Source organism: Pseudomonas sp. AK181 (assembly GCF_051122975.1).
GTDB lineage: Bacteria > Pseudomonadota > Gammaproteobacteria > Pseudomonadales > Pseudomonadaceae > Aquipseudomonas > Aquipseudomonas lactis.
In genome coordinates this window covers 245031-261863 of sequence record NZ_CP146348.1, presented here as the reverse complement: position 1 = coordinate 261863, position 16833 = coordinate 245031, and the positions used below count along the sequence as shown (strand labels likewise).

14 protein-coding genes and 1 pseudogene are annotated in these 16833 nt (G+C 60.0%); 6 read left to right on the top strand and 9 right to left on the bottom strand.

Translation table 11 applies throughout. The annotated features are described in order from the left end of the window. Positions 1–129 precede the first annotated feature (129 nt). Positions 130–1467, top strand: coding sequence for a glycerol-3-phosphate transporter (gene glpT / locus V8689_RS01165; protein ID WP_032878817.1), 1338 nt, complete (start codon positions 130–132; stop codon positions 1465–1467). On the opposite strand, the gene V8689_RS01160 is transcribed toward glpT, so the two are convergent. Beyond that, the gene (locus tag V8689_RS01160) at positions 1464–2117 is read right to left on the bottom strand and encodes a gamma-glutamylcyclotransferase (protein WP_003195322.1); all 654 of its coding nucleotides are present in this window, start codon (positions 2115–2117) and stop codon (positions 1464–1466) included. The genes glpT and V8689_RS01160 overlap by 4 nt on opposite strands. Before the next feature lie 250 nt (positions 2118–2367). Here V8689_RS01160 and V8689_RS01155 point away from each other — a divergent pair, with 250 nt between their 5' ends. Further along, positions 2368–2850 carry a hypothetical protein gene (locus V8689_RS01155; RefSeq protein WP_056791070.1) on the top strand — a complete coding sequence of 161 codons (483 nt, stop codon included), beginning with the start codon at positions 2368–2370 and terminating at the stop codon, positions 2848–2850. A 598-nt stretch (positions 2851–3448) separates the two neighbouring features. On the opposite strand, the gene V8689_RS01150 is transcribed toward V8689_RS01155, so the two are convergent. From V8689_RS01150 to V8689_RS01125, 6 genes are all read right to left on the bottom strand, one after another. Next, on the bottom strand, positions 3449–4417 hold the full coding sequence (locus tag V8689_RS01150) for a CDP-6-deoxy-delta-3,4-glucoseen reductase (RefSeq protein ID WP_056791067.1): 969 nt from the start codon (positions 4415–4417) through the stop codon (positions 3449–3451). Then, a complete protein-coding gene (gene ubiD, locus V8689_RS01145) occupies positions 4417–5883 on the bottom strand; it encodes a 4-hydroxy-3-polyprenylbenzoate decarboxylase (RefSeq protein WP_003195329.1) in 1467 nt (488 codons plus the stop codon). The genes V8689_RS01150 and ubiD overlap by 1 nt, the downstream gene beginning before the upstream one ends. A 59-nt stretch (positions 5884–5942) precedes the next feature. Continuing rightward, positions 5943–7925 carry an acyltransferase family protein gene (locus V8689_RS01140; RefSeq protein ID WP_056791063.1) on the bottom strand — a complete coding sequence of 661 codons (1983 nt, stop codon included), beginning with the start codon at positions 7923–7925 and terminating at the stop codon, positions 5943–5945. 158 nt (positions 7926–8083) lie between these two features. Continuing rightward, positions 8084–9343, bottom strand: coding sequence for a transcription termination factor Rho (rho, locus tag V8689_RS01135; protein ID WP_003176825.1), 1260 nt, complete (start codon positions 9341–9343; stop codon positions 8084–8086). Between the two features lie 234 nt (positions 9344–9577). Next, on the bottom strand, positions 9578–9907 hold the full coding sequence (gene trxA, locus V8689_RS01130) for a thioredoxin TrxA (protein WP_056791059.1): 330 nt from the start codon (positions 9905–9907) through the stop codon (positions 9578–9580). A 121-nt stretch (positions 9908–10028) separates the two neighbouring features. Continuing rightward, the gene (locus V8689_RS01125) at positions 10029–10724 is read right to left on the bottom strand and encodes a FadR/GntR family transcriptional regulator (protein ID WP_056791056.1); all 696 of its coding nucleotides are present in this window, start codon (positions 10722–10724) and stop codon (positions 10029–10031) included. Positions 10725–10979: 255 nt separating this feature from the next. Here V8689_RS01125 and V8689_RS01120 point away from each other — a divergent pair. The 4 genes and pseudogenes from V8689_RS01120 to V8689_RS01105 all read left to right on the top strand — a co-directional run bounded on the left by V8689_RS01120 (position 10980) and on the right by V8689_RS01105 (position 13819). Next, positions 10980–11765, top strand: a pseudogene (locus V8689_RS01120) (transporter substrate-binding domain-containing protein). A gap of 14 nt (positions 11766–11779) precedes the next feature. Then, entirely contained in the window at positions 11780–12448 is a 669-nt protein-coding gene (locus V8689_RS01115; RefSeq protein ID WP_056791054.1) for an amino acid ABC transporter permease, read from the top strand. Continuing rightward, positions 12445–13095: an amino acid ABC transporter permease gene (locus V8689_RS01110; RefSeq protein WP_003195341.1), complete on the top strand. Its 651-nt coding sequence runs from the start codon at positions 12445–12447 to the stop codon at positions 13093–13095. Before V8689_RS01115 ends, V8689_RS01110 begins: the two co-directional genes overlap by 4 nt. Further along, entirely contained in the window at positions 13082–13819 is a 738-nt protein-coding gene (locus V8689_RS01105) for an amino acid ABC transporter ATP-binding protein (protein WP_034134034.1), read from the top strand. The genes V8689_RS01110 and V8689_RS01105 overlap by 14 nt, the downstream gene beginning before the upstream one ends. Here V8689_RS01105 and V8689_RS01100 read toward each other — a convergent pair. Beyond that, on the bottom strand, positions 13791–14300 hold the full coding sequence (locus tag V8689_RS01100; RefSeq protein WP_056791051.1) for a hypothetical protein: 510 nt from the start codon (positions 14298–14300) through the stop codon (positions 13791–13793). The genes V8689_RS01105 and V8689_RS01100 overlap by 29 nt on opposite strands. A gap of 31 nt (positions 14301–14331) precedes the next feature. Continuing rightward, positions 14332–16833, bottom strand: coding sequence for a fimbria/pilus outer membrane usher protein (locus tag V8689_RS01095; RefSeq protein WP_177343032.1), 2502 nt, complete (start codon positions 16831–16833; stop codon positions 14332–14334).

The window sequence follows — 16833 nt, the reverse complement described above, 5'->3', positions numbered from 1 at the left end:
GACATGTTCGTAAAAGAACATGCAATTGCTCGCGTTTCCTGTGTTTGCGGATAAGAGGCGATGCTATTTTCGGTAACGAAACTGTAACATTCGCATCCGCAGTCAAAACAAGAAATTTGGAGCTCTTGAATGTTTGCTTTCTTTCGTCCTGCCGCACACCAGGCGCCCCTGCCTGAAGAAAAAATAGACAGTACCTACCGACGACTGCGCTGGCAGATCTTCGCAGGTATTTTCTTTGGCTACGCCGGCTACTATCTGCTGCGCAAAAACTTCTCCCTGGCCATGCCTTACCTGATCGACGAGGGTTACACCCGTGGTGAACTGGGCCTGGCGATGTCGGCGATTGCGATTGCCTACGGCTTGTCCAAATTCCTGATGGGCCTGGTGTCCGACCGCTCCAACCCGCGCTATTTCCTGCCCTTTGGCCTACTGGTTTCGGCGGGGGTGATGTTCATTTTCGGTTTCGCGCCTTGGGCAACGTCCAGCGTGACCATGATGTTCATTTTGCTGTTCATCAACGGCTGGGCCCAGGGCATGGGCTGGCCGCCAAGTGGGCGCACCATGGTGCACTGGTGGTCGCAGAAAGAACGCGGCGGCGTGGTGTCCGTGTGGAACGTGGCGCATAACGTCGGCGGCGGCCTGATCGGCCCGCTGTTCCTGCTGGGCATGGCGTGGTTCAACGACTGGCATGCGGCGTTCTATGTGCCGGCCACCGTGGCCCTGGCGGTCGCGGCGTTTGCCTTCATCACCATGCGCGACACCCCGCAATCGGTGGGCCTGCCGCCTATCGAGAAATACAAGAACGACTACCCAGAAGGCTACGACGCCAGCCACGAAGACGAATTCAGCGCCAAGGAAATTTTCGTCAAATACGTGCTGCGCAACAAAATGCTCTGGTACATCGCCTTTGCCAACGTGTTTGTCTATCTGCTGCGCTACGGCGTACTGGACTGGGCGCCGACCTATTTGAAAGAAGCCAAGCACTTCACGGTCGATAAGTCGTCCTGGGCGTACTTCTTCTACGAGTGGGCAGGCATTCCGGGCACGCTGCTGTGCGGCTGGATGTCGGACAAGATCTTCCGTGGCAACCGCGGCCTGACCGGCATCGTGTTCATGGCCTTAGTGACCGTGGCAACCCTGGTTTACTGGCTCAACCCGCCGGGCAACCCGATGATCGACATGATTGCGCTGTTCTCCATCGGCTTCCTGATCTACGGCCCGGTAATGCTGATCGGCCTGCAGGCGCTGGAACTGGCTCCGAAGAAAGCCGCGGGCACCGCAGCAGGCTTCACCGGTTTGTTCGGTTACCTGGGCGGTTCGGTAGCGGCCAGTGCGGCCATGGGCTACACAGTTGACCATTTCGGCTGGGACGGTGGTTTCGTACTGCTGATTGGCGCCTGCGTACTGGCGATCGCGTTCCTGATCCCTACGCTGTGGCACACCAACAGTGTCAGCTCGGCGCGCTAACCGCCCGGGCAATCCTTGGCACAACGCTTGAGCCGCGCCTCCAGGTTTTTATCTGGCATGGCGTGGCTACGCAGGGCGTTCACGGTCTGCTCGACATAATCGCGAGTGGTGCCGTAACGCCCGCAAGCGCTTTGCAGCACATGGTTAAGCACGATATCGGGCAAGTTGCCGGCATAGCTGGGCAAATGCCGCTCCAACACAAACCCCAACGCCTGCACGGTACTGCCATCTTGCAATCGGCAGCTGAGCCAGTGCGGCCGGTAAGAGGGGTAAGGCATCTCGCGTTGCCACAGGGCATACAGCGAGGCCTCCAACTGATCTTCCGGCAAACGGTAGGCGAACCCGCTGCAGGAACCACCGCGATCCAGCCCGAACACCAACCCCGGCAACTCCGGCGTACCCCGATGCTCGTGGGACCACAGGTACAAGCCCCGGTGATAACCGTGGACCCGTGCCCGAACGCGTTCGGTGGAGGAACATTCAGGGCGCCAGATCAGCGAACCATAAGCAAATAGCCACACCGGCCCACCCTTATGCCGAGCCATGGTGGCTTGCATCGAGCTCATTAACTGTTCGTGGGTGAGTTGCGGCCCAAGATCGAGTCGCGGAGGGTAAGCCAATTGCAGAAGATCGGTTTCAATGGCGGTCATGGCGAAATGCGGTGCGCCTCCTGTGTGTTACCAGTTGTAAGCGACTTTACCGTAATAAAACGCAGCGCTGTAACCGTACGGCGAAAAAGTCCCATTGAGCGTAATCAACGCCCGCCACTCGTCAGGATCTGCACGGTTAATCCCGCTACTGTCAGCCCCGGTTCAGCCTGGGCGGGTGCCAAGCCGTCAAAATAGCGCGCACACAACGACCCACTTAGCCGTTCATCACATCGACTATCGAGGTCGCCCCATGAAAAAATTTCGATTGCCTGGGCTGTTGTTCCTGGCCCAAGCCACCACCGCTCTGGCGAGCGAAACCCCACCCGCCAACGACGACAAAGGCTTCTGGTACGCCCAGACCAGCGTCTACACCCGGCACTTCGCGCCAGACCCAGAGCACAACAACAAGCAGGACTTGATCGGCCTGGAACGCAACGAGGCATCGGGCCTGCTGTACGGCGGGGTGACTTTTCGCAACTCGTTTCGCCAGCGCTCGTACTACGCCTATGTGGGCAAGCGCTATGACATGGCCGAGTACCCGGTGTATGCAAAGTTGACCGGCGGGCTGCTCCAGGGCTATCGCGGCGAGTACCGCGACAAGATCCCGTTGAACCGATTCGGCGTGGCGCCGGTGATCATTCCATCGGTGGGCACGCATTACGGGCCGGTGGCGGCTGAGTTGGTGTTACTCGGGTTCAACGCGGCCATGGTGACGACTGGAGTGCGCTTCTGACAAAGCACGGTCCCCGGTGGGAGCTGGCTTGCCTGCGATAGCGGTGTGCCAGCCATCAAATAAGGCGCTGACCCACCGCTATCGCAGCATAGGTATCTACACAACTTTGTGGGTTGTAACAGCAGACGGTAACCACGATGCGAAGCGAGCCGCTCTTGCTCTTGATCTGCTTTTGATCTGCTTTTGATCTTGATCTCAGGCGCCCCGTTAAACCACGCTGGCCGGAATTCGCCAGTGATTTGGGGGGTAAACCGGCAGGGATGCCGGTTTAGCCGCCCCGCGCCATGGATGGCGCGTGGCGGCGGCCCCCCAAATCACTGGCGGATTACGGGCACACCGAGCCCAGGCGAGGTGCCGAGTGGTGGGGCAAGAGCCCTTTGGTTACTTTGGGGCTTTTCCAAAGTGACCCGCCGTCAGGGCGGAACCCTAAGTAGCCGTTACCGCAGCAATGGATATGCACAAAATCCAACGGTGTTGACTGCCAGGCCGCCTTCGCGAGCAAGCCCACAGTTGGATCGAGGGGTGTCAGGTAGATAGGCTTCGGCTAGCAGGCCGTCATCGCAGGCAAGCCAGCTCCCACATTATTCAGCGCAAGGTATTAGGGCCTTGGGGCATAAGCGAAGACGTCGGCGCGCATCCGGTGCGCATCCATGCCCGCGTTGACCAGTGCGTCCAGGGTGCCGTAGATCATCGCCGGCGAACCGCTGGCGTAGACGTACACGCTATTGAGGTCGGCAATGTCTTCGCACACCGCTTCATGCAGCAAACCACAGCGCCCTTCCCAACCACACAGGTCGCTGACCACTTTGTGCAGGAACAGGTTGGGTAATTGCAGCCATTGATCCCAGTGCTCAATCTCGTAGAAATCTTCCGGCAGGCGCACGCCCCAGTACAGATGCACCGGGTGCTTGAAGCCTGAAGCGCGGCAATGCTCGATCAGGCTGTGCATCTGCGCCATGCCGGTGCCGGCAGCCATCAGTACCAGTGGCCCATCCGGCAGTTCGGCCAGGTGAGTGTCACCAAACGGCAGCTCGACGCGGGCCATCTGGTTACGCTGCAACTGCTCGATCAGGCTGCGCGCACTGGCTTCCCGTGCCAGCACATGCAACTCCAACTCACGTCCGGCATGGGGCGCCGAGGCCAGGGAGAACGCCGACTTCTCGCCGCTGTCCCGCTCGATCATCAGGTATTGCCCGGCGTGGTAACGCACCGCCTTGCCTGCCGGGGCGCGCAGGCGCACACGCCACACATCGCCACCCACTTGCACACACTCGGTCAATTGGCACGACAATTGGCGCAACGGCAACTCTCCCGGCGCCAGAACGCCATCCCACAACACCACGCAGTCCTCCAGCGGCTCGGCGATACAGGTGTAGAACTCACCATGATCGCGCACCTCCCCGGCCTGCCTTACGCGGCCTTCAACCAACAACGCCGCGCAGACATGGCACACGCCATTACGGCAGGCTTGGGGGCACTCATAGCCCAGGCGGCGTGCGCCCTCGAGGATTCGCTCGCCAGGGGCCAGCTCCAGCACAGCACCGGAAGGTTGCAGGGTTACACGCATCAATCTATTCCCAATTCTTTCCAGATCGCATCGACCCGCGCCGTCACGGCTTCATCCTTGACGATCACCCGACCCCACTCACGCGTGGTTTCGCCCGGCCATTTGTGCGTGGCATCAAGGCCCATCTTTGAGCCCAGCCCCGATACCGGCGACGCGAAGTCGAGGTAGTCGATGGGCGTGTTGTCGATCATCACCGTGTCGCGCTTGGGGTCCATGCGCGTGGTGATAGCCCAGATCACGTCGTTCCAGTCCCGGGCATTGATGTCGTCGTCGGTGACAATAACGAACTTGGTGTACATGAACTGTCGCAAAAACGACCACACACCGAGCATTACCCGCTTGGCATGCCCCGGATACGACTTCTTCATGGTCACGATGGCCATGCGGTACGAACAGCCCTCGGGCGGCAGATAGAAGTCGGTGATTTCCGGGAATTGCTTTTGCAGGATCGGCACGAACACTTCGTTGAGCGCCACGCCGAGGATGGCCGGCTCATCGGGCGGACGGCCCGTGTAGGTACTGTGATAGATCGGCTTGACCCGATGGGTGATGCGCTCGACGGTGAACACCGGGAAGCTGTCGACTTCGTTGTAGTAACCGGTGTGGTCGCCGTAGGGGCCTTCATCGGCCATTTCACCTGGGTGAATCACGCCTTCAAGAATGATCTCGGCGGTGGCCGGCACCTGCAGGTCATTACCGCGGCACTTCACCAGCTCCGTGCGATTACCGCGCAACAACCCGGCGAAGGCGTACTCGGAGAGGCTGTCGGGCACGGGTGTCACTGCGCCGAGGATGGTCGCAGGGTCAGCACCCAGGGCCACGGAAACCGGGAATGGCTTGCCGGGATGCTTCTCGCACCACTCACGGAAGTCGAGGGCGCCGCCACGGTGGCTCAGCCAGCGCATGATCACTTTATTACGACCAATGACTTGCTGACGGTAGATACCGAGGTTCTGGCGGTCCTTGTTCGGGCCCTTGGTGACGGTCAGGCCCCAGGTGATCAACGGGCCGACGTCGCCGGGCCAGCAGGTTTGCACCGGGAGCATGGCCAGGTCGACATCATCGCCCTCAATGACCACTTCCTGGCACACCGCGTCCTTGACCACCTTGGGGGCCATGGCGATGATCTTGCGGAAGATCGGCAGCTTGGACCAAGCGTCCTTCAAGCCCTTGGGCGGCTCGGGCTCCTTGAGAAAGGCCAGCAGCTTGCCGATCTCGCGCAGTTCGCTGACAGACTCGGCGCCCATGCCAAAGGCCACGCGCTCGGGAGTGCCGAACAGGTTGCCCAGCACCGGGATATCAAAGCCGGTCGGGTTTTCGAACAACAGCGCCGGGCCCTTGTTGCGCAAGGTACGGTCGCAAATCTCAGTCATTTCCAGCACCGGAGAAATCGGCATCTGGATACGTTTCAACTCTCCGCGCTGCTCAAGTTGCTGCACGAAATCCCGAAGATCCTTGAATTTCATTAACCATGCCACCCGTAAAATAGGCGTACATCCTACCTGCTCTGAGGGCGGCTGGCAGCTTAATTGGCCGTCAATCCACGTGATTGCAAAGAACTGAACAACGGCTCCAGGAAGGCTTCGATATGTCGCGCGCCGACGTCCGAAAGATGGTTATCGTCGGTATACAGCGCGCGGCCATTGAGTTCGACCCGGCACAACCCATCGGCGCCGCACAGCAATGGCGCGGGGTCCAGCACCGCGACACCACTGTCGGCAGCGGCCAACTCATCAAACAATTGCGTGATAAAGGCCTGGCGTTTCACATGCTCAGCCAATGCGAGCCCTTCACCGTCCACGGGGCGGTTCATCATGGCCAGACGGCTGAGACGGTAAGGCACGATGATTTCCTGCAGCGGCACTTCCTTGACCAGCCAGACCTTGTGCCCGGCAGCGCGCAAGCCCTGGATGCGCTCGCGCAAGCCCTGGGCAAAGCGTTGTTCGGCGACAGCACGCACATACTGGCCGGTGCCGGGGTCTTTGAGCGCATGCTCCTTGTCACCCGACATTTGCCCATATACATACAGGCTCCAACGGGCGGCCAACACCACATCGCTGAATGTCTGCTCGGCCATGGCCTTCTCGACGCGACGGTTGAAATGCGCGCAGCGGGCAATATTTTCCAGGCCATCGAGGGGAATACAGCCGGCAAAACTGGCTTCGACCAGGCTGATATCGTGGCGATCAGCGCCGTCTTTGAGTGCCGGTATCAGCGCGGTGGCGTGACTGTCGCCCCATACCAACGCTGAAACCGATTGGCCTTTGGGGCCGAAATGGCAGAACAAGCGTTCATCGGGAGTATCTTTGTCGGCCATGCACGCCAACAAGTCCGGGCTCCACTTCTTGGCTTGGGCAAAACGCAACGCCTGTTCGGACAAGCGCGAAGGCACGCCGTCGAACTCACGGATCGCCAGGCCAGTGAAACCCAGCCCCAGAATGCCGACCATGGCCGAAGCCAGAATCGCCTTACGCGAGGCCAGCAAACGTTTTTCCCGGAACGGTGTTTCCACGAAGCGCCAGGACAGGTAGCCCAGCACCAGCGAAAGCAGCATCAGCCCCGCCAGTTCCAGTGCGCTCAAGCCATCCACGGCCGCATAGTTGGCATACACGAACACCGGCCAGTGCCAGAGGTACCAGGAATAAGAGATCAGCCCGATGCCCACCATGATCCGCGTGCCCAACAGGCGAGCGACCCAGGTCTGTTGTTGGCCGTTGGCCCAGATCAACCCGACCACCCCCAGCACGGGCAACAAGGCAGTCGCACCTGGGAATGGGGTTTTAGCGTCGTAGCCCAGCACAGCGATGAGGATCAATCCCAGCGAAGCCAGGCTGACGCCTTGGGCCAAGGCCGGCGAGGCGCGCCATTCACGCTTGGGCTGCACCGCCAGCATCGCACCGGCCAGCAGTTCCCAGGCCCGCAGGTGCAACAGGAAGAAAGCTTTCTGCGGCTCATGCTGAACCGCCCAGACGCTCATGCCAAACGACACCAGCAGCACCGCGAACAATGCCAGGCGCCAGTGCTTCAAACGACTGGAAAGCAAAGCCAGCAGCAACGGGAAGAAAATATAGAACTGCTCTTCTACTGCGAGCGACCAGGTATGCAGCAATGGCTTGATGTCGGATGAGGCATCGAAGTAGCCGTGCTGGCGTGAAAACAGCAGGTTCGAGGTAAAGGTCACCTGATAGTGCGCAGACCGCCCCAACTCTTCATAGTCCTTGGGCGCCAACAGAAACCAACCCACTGCCAGCGTCGCCGCGATCATCACAAACAGGGCCGGCAAGATACGCCGGGCGCGGCGAGCCCAGAAGTCGATGAAGCTGAAGCGTTCGGCTTGACGCTCACGCCAAATAATTGACGTGATTAGAAAACCGGAAATGACGAAAAACACGTCAACGCCAACAAAACCGCCAGTGATGCCTGGTACGCCAAAGTGAAACAACACGACTGCAAGGACAGCGATGGCACGCAGGCCGTCGATGTCTCTGCGGTAAGCAAGAGTGGTCATATGAATGTGGTCAGTCTGTGACGAAAGGAATGAGCGTAGTCACGCGTCAATTTTTGTTACTTAACTGATACTTATGCCATAAAAACCACACAAACTCGACGCAAAAAAAATGGCGCCCCCTGAGGGGGCGCCATTTTTTTGGACCAGAAACGCTGTATTTACTTACGTTTCATCGACAAGAAGAACTCGTCGTTGGTCTTGGTAGTTTTCAGCTTGTCGATCAGAAACTCGATGGCAGCGACTTCGTCCATCGGGTGCAGCAGCTTGCGCAGGATCCACATACGCTGCAGTTCGTCGTCTGCGGTCAGCAACTCTTCGCGGCGGGTGCCGGAGCGGTTGATGTTGATCGCAGGGAACACACGCTTTTCAGCGATGCGACGGTCCAGAGGCAGTTCCATGTTGCCGGTACCCTTGAACTCTTCGTAGATCACTTCGTCCATCTTCGAGCCGGTTTCAACCAGCGCGGTGGCGATAATGGTCAGCGAGCCGCCTTCTTCGATGTTGCGCGCAGCGCCGAAGAAACGCTTTGGTTTCTCCAGGGCGTGGGCATCGACACCACCGGTCAGCACCTTGCCGGAGCTCGGGATCACGGTGTTGTAGGCGCGAGCCAGACGGGTGATGGAGTCGAGCAGGATCACCACGTCTTTCTTGTGCTCGACCAGGCGCTTGGCCTTTTCGATCACCATTTCGGCAACCTGCACGTGACGGGTTGGCGGCTCATCGAACGTCGAGGCAACCACTTCGCCGCGCACGGTGCGCTGCATTTCGGTCACTTCTTCCGGACGCTCATCGATCAACAGCACGATCAGATGAACTTCAGGGTTGTTACGTGCAATGTTCGCGGCGATGTTCTGCAGCATGATGGTCTTACCGGCTTTCGGCGGTGCGACGATCAGGCCACGCTGGCCTTTGCCGATTGGAGCGCAGAGGTCGATCACACGGCCGGTCAAGTCTTCGGTGGAGCCGTTACCGGCTTCCATCTTCATGCGCACGGTCGGGAACAGCGGAGTCAGGTTCTCGAAGAGAATCTTGTTTTTCGCGTTCTCGGGGCGATCGAAGTTGATCGTGTCGACCTTGAGCAGGGCGAAGTAACGCTCACCTTCCTTCGGAGGACGGATCTTGCCAACGATGGTGTCACCGGTGCGCAAGTTGAAGCGACGGATCTGGCTCGGCGAGACGTAGATATCGTCTGGGCCGGCGAGATAGGACGCGTCTGCAGAGCGGAGGAAGCCGAAGCCGTCCTGGAGAATCTCCAGCACGCCATCACCGGAGATTTCCTCGCCGCTTTTCGCGTGCTTCTTGAGCAGGGAGAAAATCACGTCCTGCTTGCGCGAACGGGCCATATTTTCTATGCCCATTTCTTCGGCCAGTTGGAGCAGGTCGGTAATCGGCTTTTGCTTGAGTTCAGTCAGATTCATATAGGAATGACGTAATCATTTATGGAGGGGGGAAATTAAGCTTTTGGCTTAATGAGGCCGCGCCGCAGAGAAGGCGACAGGATCGCGTACTAATCGAAAAGGAATGCGTCGGCGACGGCTTGCAGGGGGCAGTGGAGAAACCACTGCGGGGCCGAATGTACCACCTGGATTTCGGAGCGTCTAGCCCTGTTTTACGAAAAAGCCCCGCAAATTGCGGGGCTTTTTTGACGACGCTTAGATGTTCGCGTCGAGGAAAGCTTGCAGCTGAGACTTCGACAGCGCGCCTACTTTAGTCGCTTCGACATTGCCGTTCTTGAACAGCATGAGGGTCGGGATACCACGCACACCATGCTTGGCCGGGGTTTCCTGGTTTTCGTCGATATTCAGCTTGGCAACGGTCAGCTTGCCTTTGTAAGTCTCTGCGATTTCGTCTAGAACCGGAGCGATCATTTTGCATGGCCCACACCACTCAGCCCAGTAGTCGACCAGTACAGCACCGTCGGCCTTGAGTACGTCAGCTTCGAAGCTAGCGTCGCTAACGTGTTTGATAAGATCGCTGCTCATGGATGTCTCCGGATTGTAAGCAAAAAAAAACGTTGCCCATCATAGCCGCCCTTCCCCTGTTCAGGAAGCCGCGTCTGATTGAGTCTTGCTATGAACTTGAATGAGTGTGGGTATGACCCCGTCACGGCGTAGCGGGCGTCACGAACGCAATGCCCGTGCGCAACGCTGCATTACGTATATGTTCCTGCATGGTTTTCTGCGCCGCCGTACTGCTGCGGCGGGCCAGGGCGCGCAGGATTCTGCGATGTTCCTGCCAGGTTTCCATGGCCCGTTCCGGCCGGATGAACGGTAGCTTCTGACTTTCCAGAAACACCTCGGCGCTGGCGCTGAGGATGCTCACCATGGCCTGGTTACCGCTGGCCAGCAGAATGCGCTGGTGAAACTCGAAGTCCAGGCGGGCAGCCGCTTCGAAGTCACCCGCCTTGAGTACTTTGCGCATGGCTTGAACATTGTCTTGCAGGCTGTCCAGTGCATCGAGGGTTAGTGTCACCGCTGCCAAGCCCGCCGCAAACCCCTCCAAGGCGTAGCGCAATTGGAAGATATCCGGCGGCGTGGCCTGCGCCGCAAAGGGCCAGGCGAACCCCGGCGCCTCTTGCACGTCCTGCACGAACACGCCCTTGCCCGGCTGCACGCTGACCACGCCCAAGGCGCTGAGGGACGACAGCGCCTCACGCAACGACGCCCGGCTCACCCCCAATTGCAGCGCCAGTTCGCGCTGGGACGGCAACGCGTCGCCCGGCCCGAAGCCTTGCTCCTTGATGAGTTTGCGGATGGCCTGCAAGGCCGCTTCCGGTACGGCTTGGGCAATGGAATTCATAAAAAGCTCTGGGTTCTCGATAGCGGTGTGACCCGTTGTAAAACTATTCAGGGTTGGCTGCAAGCCACGCCCCAAAGGGGCTCGCCGTTTTTTGCCGACGCTCGAAAAGGGTGCGAAATCCCTGGCCACTGTTCAGACCAGTAAGACCTGTACACCTCAACAACCATCAGCCTTGCAGACGATCCGAGCAGTGCTGGCATGGGCTGTGCACTGGGCAAACTCAGAAAATTCCTTCGCCTTTTTCGGAGAGTTGCCATGACCAAGCGCTACAGCGCCCTGCTCACTGCCCTGTTTGCCAGCCTGATGCTGAGCCAGGCACCCGCCCAGGCGAATGGTCTGGATGACATCGTCGCCCGTGGCACCCTGAAGGTTGCCGTGCCCCAGGACTTCCCGCCGTTTGGTTCGGTGGGCCCGGACATGAAGCCACGCGGCCTGGACATCGACACCGCCAAGCTGCTGGCCGACCAACTCAAGGTCAAGCTGGAACTCACCCCGGTGAACAGCACCAACCGCATCCCGTTCCTCACCACCGGCAAGGTCGACCTGGTGATTTCCAGCCTGGGCAAGAACCCCGAGCGCGCAAAGGTCATCGACTTTTCCAACGCCTACGCACCGTTCTACCTTGCCGTGTTTGGGCCGCCTGACGCCGCCATCGCCAGCCTCGACGACCTCAAGGGCAAGACCATCAGCGTAACCCGTGGCGCCATCGAGGACATCGAACTGACCGCGGTGGCGCCCAAGGAAGCCACGATCAAGCGCTTTGAAGACAACAACTCCACCATCGCCGCCTACCTTGCCGGCCAGGTGGACCTGATCGCCAGCGGCAACGTGGTCATGGTGGCCATCAGCGAACGCAACCCCAAACGCGTACCGGCACTGAAGGTGAAACTCAAGGACTCGCCGGTGTAGGTGGGCGTGAACAAGAACGAGCCGGCGCTGCTGGAAAAGGTCAACCAGATCCTGGTGGCAGCCAAGGCTGACGGCAGCCTGGAAAAAAACGCGATGCAGTGGCTCAAAGAACCGCTGCCTGCCGACCTCTGACGCGGAGCTCAACGATGGCCTATCAATTCGACTTTGTGCCAGTGCTGGCCAATACCGACCTGCTCATGCGCGGCGCGCTGTTCACCCTTGAGCTGACGGCCATTGGCGCCATCCTCGGCGTGGCCGTGGGCACTGTCGGCGCGGTGGTACGGGCGTGGAAGATCCAGCCGTTTGCGTGGTTCTTTGGGGTGTATGTCGAGTTGATCCGCAACACGCCGTTCCTGGTGCAACTGTTTTTTATCTTCTTCGGCCTACCGTCCCTGGGATTGAAAATCACCGAATGGCAAGCCGCCGTGCTGGCGATGGTGATCAACCTGGGGGCCTACTCCACCGAGATCATCCGTGCCGGTATCCAGGCCATCCCACGCGGGCAACTGGAGGCGGCCGCGGCGCTGGCAATGACGCGCTTCGAGGCGTTCCGCCATGTGGTGCTGCTACCGGCCCTGGGCAAGGTGTGGCCGGCCCTGAGCAGCCAGATCATCATCGTGATGCTCGGTTCGGCGGTGTGTTCGCAGATCGCGACTGAAGAGCTGAGCTTTGCAGCCAACTTTATCCAGTCGCGTAATTTCCGTGCCTTTGAAACCTATGCCCTGACCACCCTGGTGTACCTGTGCATGGCGCTGATGATTCGCCAATTGCTCAACTGGATCGGCCGAAGGTTCGTGATGAGGAACAGTCGATGAGTGATTTTTCGTTCTGGGACATCGTGCGCAACCTGCTTACCGGCCTGCAATGGACGCTGCTGCTGTCATTGGTGGCGTTTGTGGGCGGCGGCCTGATCGGCTTACTGGTGATGACCCTGCGCATCAGCCGCAAAGCGTTCCCACGCAATATGGCCCGCACCTATATCGAACTGTTCCAGGGCACACCCCTGCTGATGCAGCTGTTCCTGGTGTTTTTCGGCGTTGCCCTGCTTGGCGTGGACATATCGCCCTGGCTGGCAGCGGCGATTGCCTTGACCCTGTTTACCAGCGCCTACCTGGCTGAAATATGGCGCGGCTGCGTCGACTCCATTGCCCACGGCCAGTGGGAAGCCTCGGCCAGCCTGGCCCTCAACCCGTTTGAACAACTGCGCTATGTGATCTTGCCCCAGGCATTACGTATTGCTGTCGCGCCGACGGTGGGCTTTTCGGTGCAGGTGGTCAAAGGCACCGCCGTGACCTCGATCATCGGCTTCACCGAACTGACCAAGACGGGCGGCATGCTCGCCAACGCCACCTTTGAGCCCTTCATGGTCTATGGCCTGGTGGCCCTCGGTTACTTTTTGCTCTGTTATCCCTTGTCCCTCAGTGCGCGCTACCTGGAAAGGAGACTGCATGCCTCTGCTTAGAATTTCTGCCCTACATAAGTATTACGGCGATCACCACGTACTCAAGGGCATCGACCTGACGGTGGACGAAGGCCAGGTGGTGGCGATCATCGGCCGCAGCGGCTCGGGTAAGTCCACCTTGCTGCGCACCCTCAATGGCCTGGAGTCGATCAACGACGGCGTCATCGAAGTCGATGGCGAATACCTCGACGCCGCCCGCGCCGACCTGCGCAGCCTGCGGCAGAAGGTCGGCATGGTCTTCCAGCAATTCAACCTGTTCCCGCACCTGACCGTGGGCGAGAACGTGATGCTGGCGCCGCAAGTGGTGCAGAAAGTGCCCAAAGCCAAGGCTGCCGAACTGGCCCGGCAGATGCTGGACCGGGTGGGGCTGGGCGAGAAGTTCGACGCCTTTCCCGATCGTTTGTCCGGCGGCCAGCAACAGCGCGTCGCTATTGCCCGCGCCCTGGCCATGTCGCCCAAGGTGTTGCTGTGCGATGAGATTACCTCGGCCCTGGACCCCGAACTGGTCAATGAAGTGCTGAGCGTGGTGCGCCAACTGGCCCAGGACGGCATGACGCTGATCATGGTGACTCACGAAATGCGTTTTGCCCGTGAGGTCGGCGACAAGCTGGTGTTCATGCACCAGGGTAAGGTGCATGAAACCGGTGACCCGAAGGTGTTGTTCGCCAACCCGCAAACAGTTGAGCTCGCCAACTTCATTGGCTCGGTGGAACAGCCTGGCTGATCAGTTCGAAACTGCCCATCCCTTCGAGGTGGGCCTCCCCGCGTACCATCAACGCCTCGAAGGGCAGTTCGGTGTCGAGATCGACCTGGGCGGTGAATCGCCGCCCTGCCACCGGCACACCTGCGCCGCGCGCAACCAAGGCCTGGCCAGGTAATAGCTGGCCATTGGCCGACTCGTCAGGCGCTTGAGCAGACACCCAGCCGACAGCTCGCCCGTCGACCTGGGCATGCTTGAGACGCAAGCGAAAACGCCCCTCACGACCAAACCGAAATCCTTGCCCATCGGCAGGCGCTGCGACAAAACGCAGGGCCATTACCGCCGGCTCAACGCAGAGCACAGTCAGGTTGAACGTGCGAGTGGCCAGCACCACAGTGGCGTTTTCGACCACTGCATCCCGGCGTATTGCGCCATAGTCGATGCGCGGCGGGCTCAGCGATAGCCGACAATTTTCAGCTTGCGCATCGAGCGTTGCCAGCAGCATGCATGAGAGCGCCAAGGGCAGGCTGGTACGCTTAACCACCCTGGCATACCGCCGATGCAGCTTCATAGAATTTGTCATTGTCAGGCTTGGCCTCGGGGTCGATGTGCAACAGGCAAGTGGAAGAGTCCGGCAATGAAACCCTCAGGTTTTGCGACTCGGAGACGTCGTTGAGAAAAATCATGCCCTCGCCCACCACGCTGGTGACAAAGCGGTTGCCCTTGCCGAACACCGAGGCGCCCTGAGGCAATGGCCGGCCGTGCTGATCGTTGGCGGTCACCAGCATCCGGCGCACTTTCACCACGTCAAAATCCACGTGATTGAATGAGCCTCGGCCCGCCGCAATGACCTGGGTGCCGTTTTTCAGGTCTACCTGCTTGGGCAACGAAGGGGTCTGTACCTGGACGCGGCTGTTGGTGTAGGCCGGCAAGCCGGCGATCACCGCCTGGCCGTTGAAGTCGGTCCATACCGGGCCTTGTGGCGTCTCGACTTTCGCCGAGCCGATATCGCCGACCGAGACGATGCCGAACGTGTCCTGCACGCCGTACGGCGAAAAGGTCAGCCCGCCTTCGTGAGCCACCACGCCGCCCTGCAACTGACCTGTGTAGCTGCTACCCAACGGGTCGCGGCTGACGCCCAGGCCCACTCGTGCATAGCGTGGCAACACGTCCACTTGCCCACGCAACGATTGCTCGCGGGCCCGCATGTCTCGCTCCACCGCCACTTCGTAGTTCACATACTCGTTGACCCGTTCGCTCAGTGCAGTACCGGCGGTAAATTGCTCCCCACGGCGGCTGGTGTAGCTGCTCACACGGCGATCGCCGCCCAGCGGCACGCTGACCTGCAACCGCAGGGACACGTCGTTATCTATCGCACGATCACGCCGGCTACCGGCATAGTTGGCGTCACGGCGAGCCCGTGAGCCGCCCACTTGGGAGTCAGCGATCAGCGCCACATCGGCCCGGCCGAACGACTTGTTCCATGAGGCAAACACATGCTCGCTGGTTTGCCCGCCCAATTGCGCGCTGCGGGTGTAATTCAAAGAAAATACGCCCAGCGTGGGTTCGGCCCAGCTCACGCCTGCGGTGTACTGGTTTTTGAAGTGCGAATTGAGATCATCGGCTCTGAGCGACTGGCCCACCTCCGTGACTTCGCGATAACCACGCGTCTGGGTGGTGGCGCTGAGGTTGACGTCGATATTGGCCCCGACCCGTGTGCTCAGTGACAGGCTGCTGCGTGAGCCGGACACGGCCTTCTGGCTATCTCGGGACAGGTTATGGCGTGCGTTGACAGAAACCCGCTGGAAAAACACGCTGCTCAGGGTGCCCCCTGCCGCCCAATAGTCATCGGTATTCAACAAGCCAAAACCCGCAGACGAATGACTCCCCAGGCCCCAAGTGCCACTGCCCATGGCGATCACCGGGGATGGCCCTTCCTCACCCGCCGTTCTGCGCAGTTCGCCCACCGATAAATAGTAACCAGGCGCCGCCGGGGCAGCCCCCGCGAATGATGCCGCCGGTACCACGAAACTGCGCTTGGCGCCCCGCACATCAATCACGCTGACCTCAAGGTCGCTGGTGGCGTTGAGCAGGGGCAAGCCCGTCAGCCGGAACGGTCCTTCAGGTACCAACGTACTGTGGACCAACACACCGGACTGGCGTATCTCGACCCGCGATTGGCTTTGGGCCAACCCCTCGACCACTGCGATATTGCCGCCTGCGGGTGTCCTGGACTGCCCATCGGGGGAAAACTGCACGCCAGACAGTTGGATCCCGCCAAACAGCGGGTTATTACTGGAGAGCTGGCCTGCCTGGAACGTCGAACGCAACGCGGCGATATCCCGCTGGGCATAAGCGTGCAAGTGTTCGGTACGGGCCTGGCCGTTGTCCGACACATAGAACTGGCGGCTGCGGACAATCCAATCGTCGAGGTTGAAACCCGCTTCAGTGTGGGCCGACACGAACCGGCTGGGTCCGCTGCGCGAATGGCTGTCGTAACCCAGCACGTCATAGTTGAACAACGCTGCCGCGCCGCCCTGGGAAAAATTTCCGCTTTCCCACTCGGGTTCGCGCAAGGCCTGGGTCGGCACCACCAGCACCACTTCGTCGGTACCGGGACGCAGGCGCACCATCGTGGCGGGAAATGCGCCGAGAAAATCATGACAGGCCTGGCCTGGCCCGGCGCCTGGCTGCAAGATTGCGCCGGGTTTAACCAGCCCGGCTTTCTCCAGTAAACCAGGGGTGAAACATAATTCCCCCTGTGGACCAAACTGAGCATCCACCAGCCCAAGCGGATTGCCATTGACCCGTAACCCCACCACCTGGACACCTTCGCGAAAGCGCGCCGCACTGCGAAAGTAATCGGCAACCTTGGGGTCTATGCCGTGGGTGGTGAGGGCCGCCAGCTCAAACCCTTCACCGAGTTCCAGCGCGGTCGCGATACCAGGCAAACTCCAGAGCGCCGCAAAACTGATGAACAACGTGGATCGACCGGGCCAGGAATTACCCGCAATGCCACGCCTAGAGCGAATCATCAT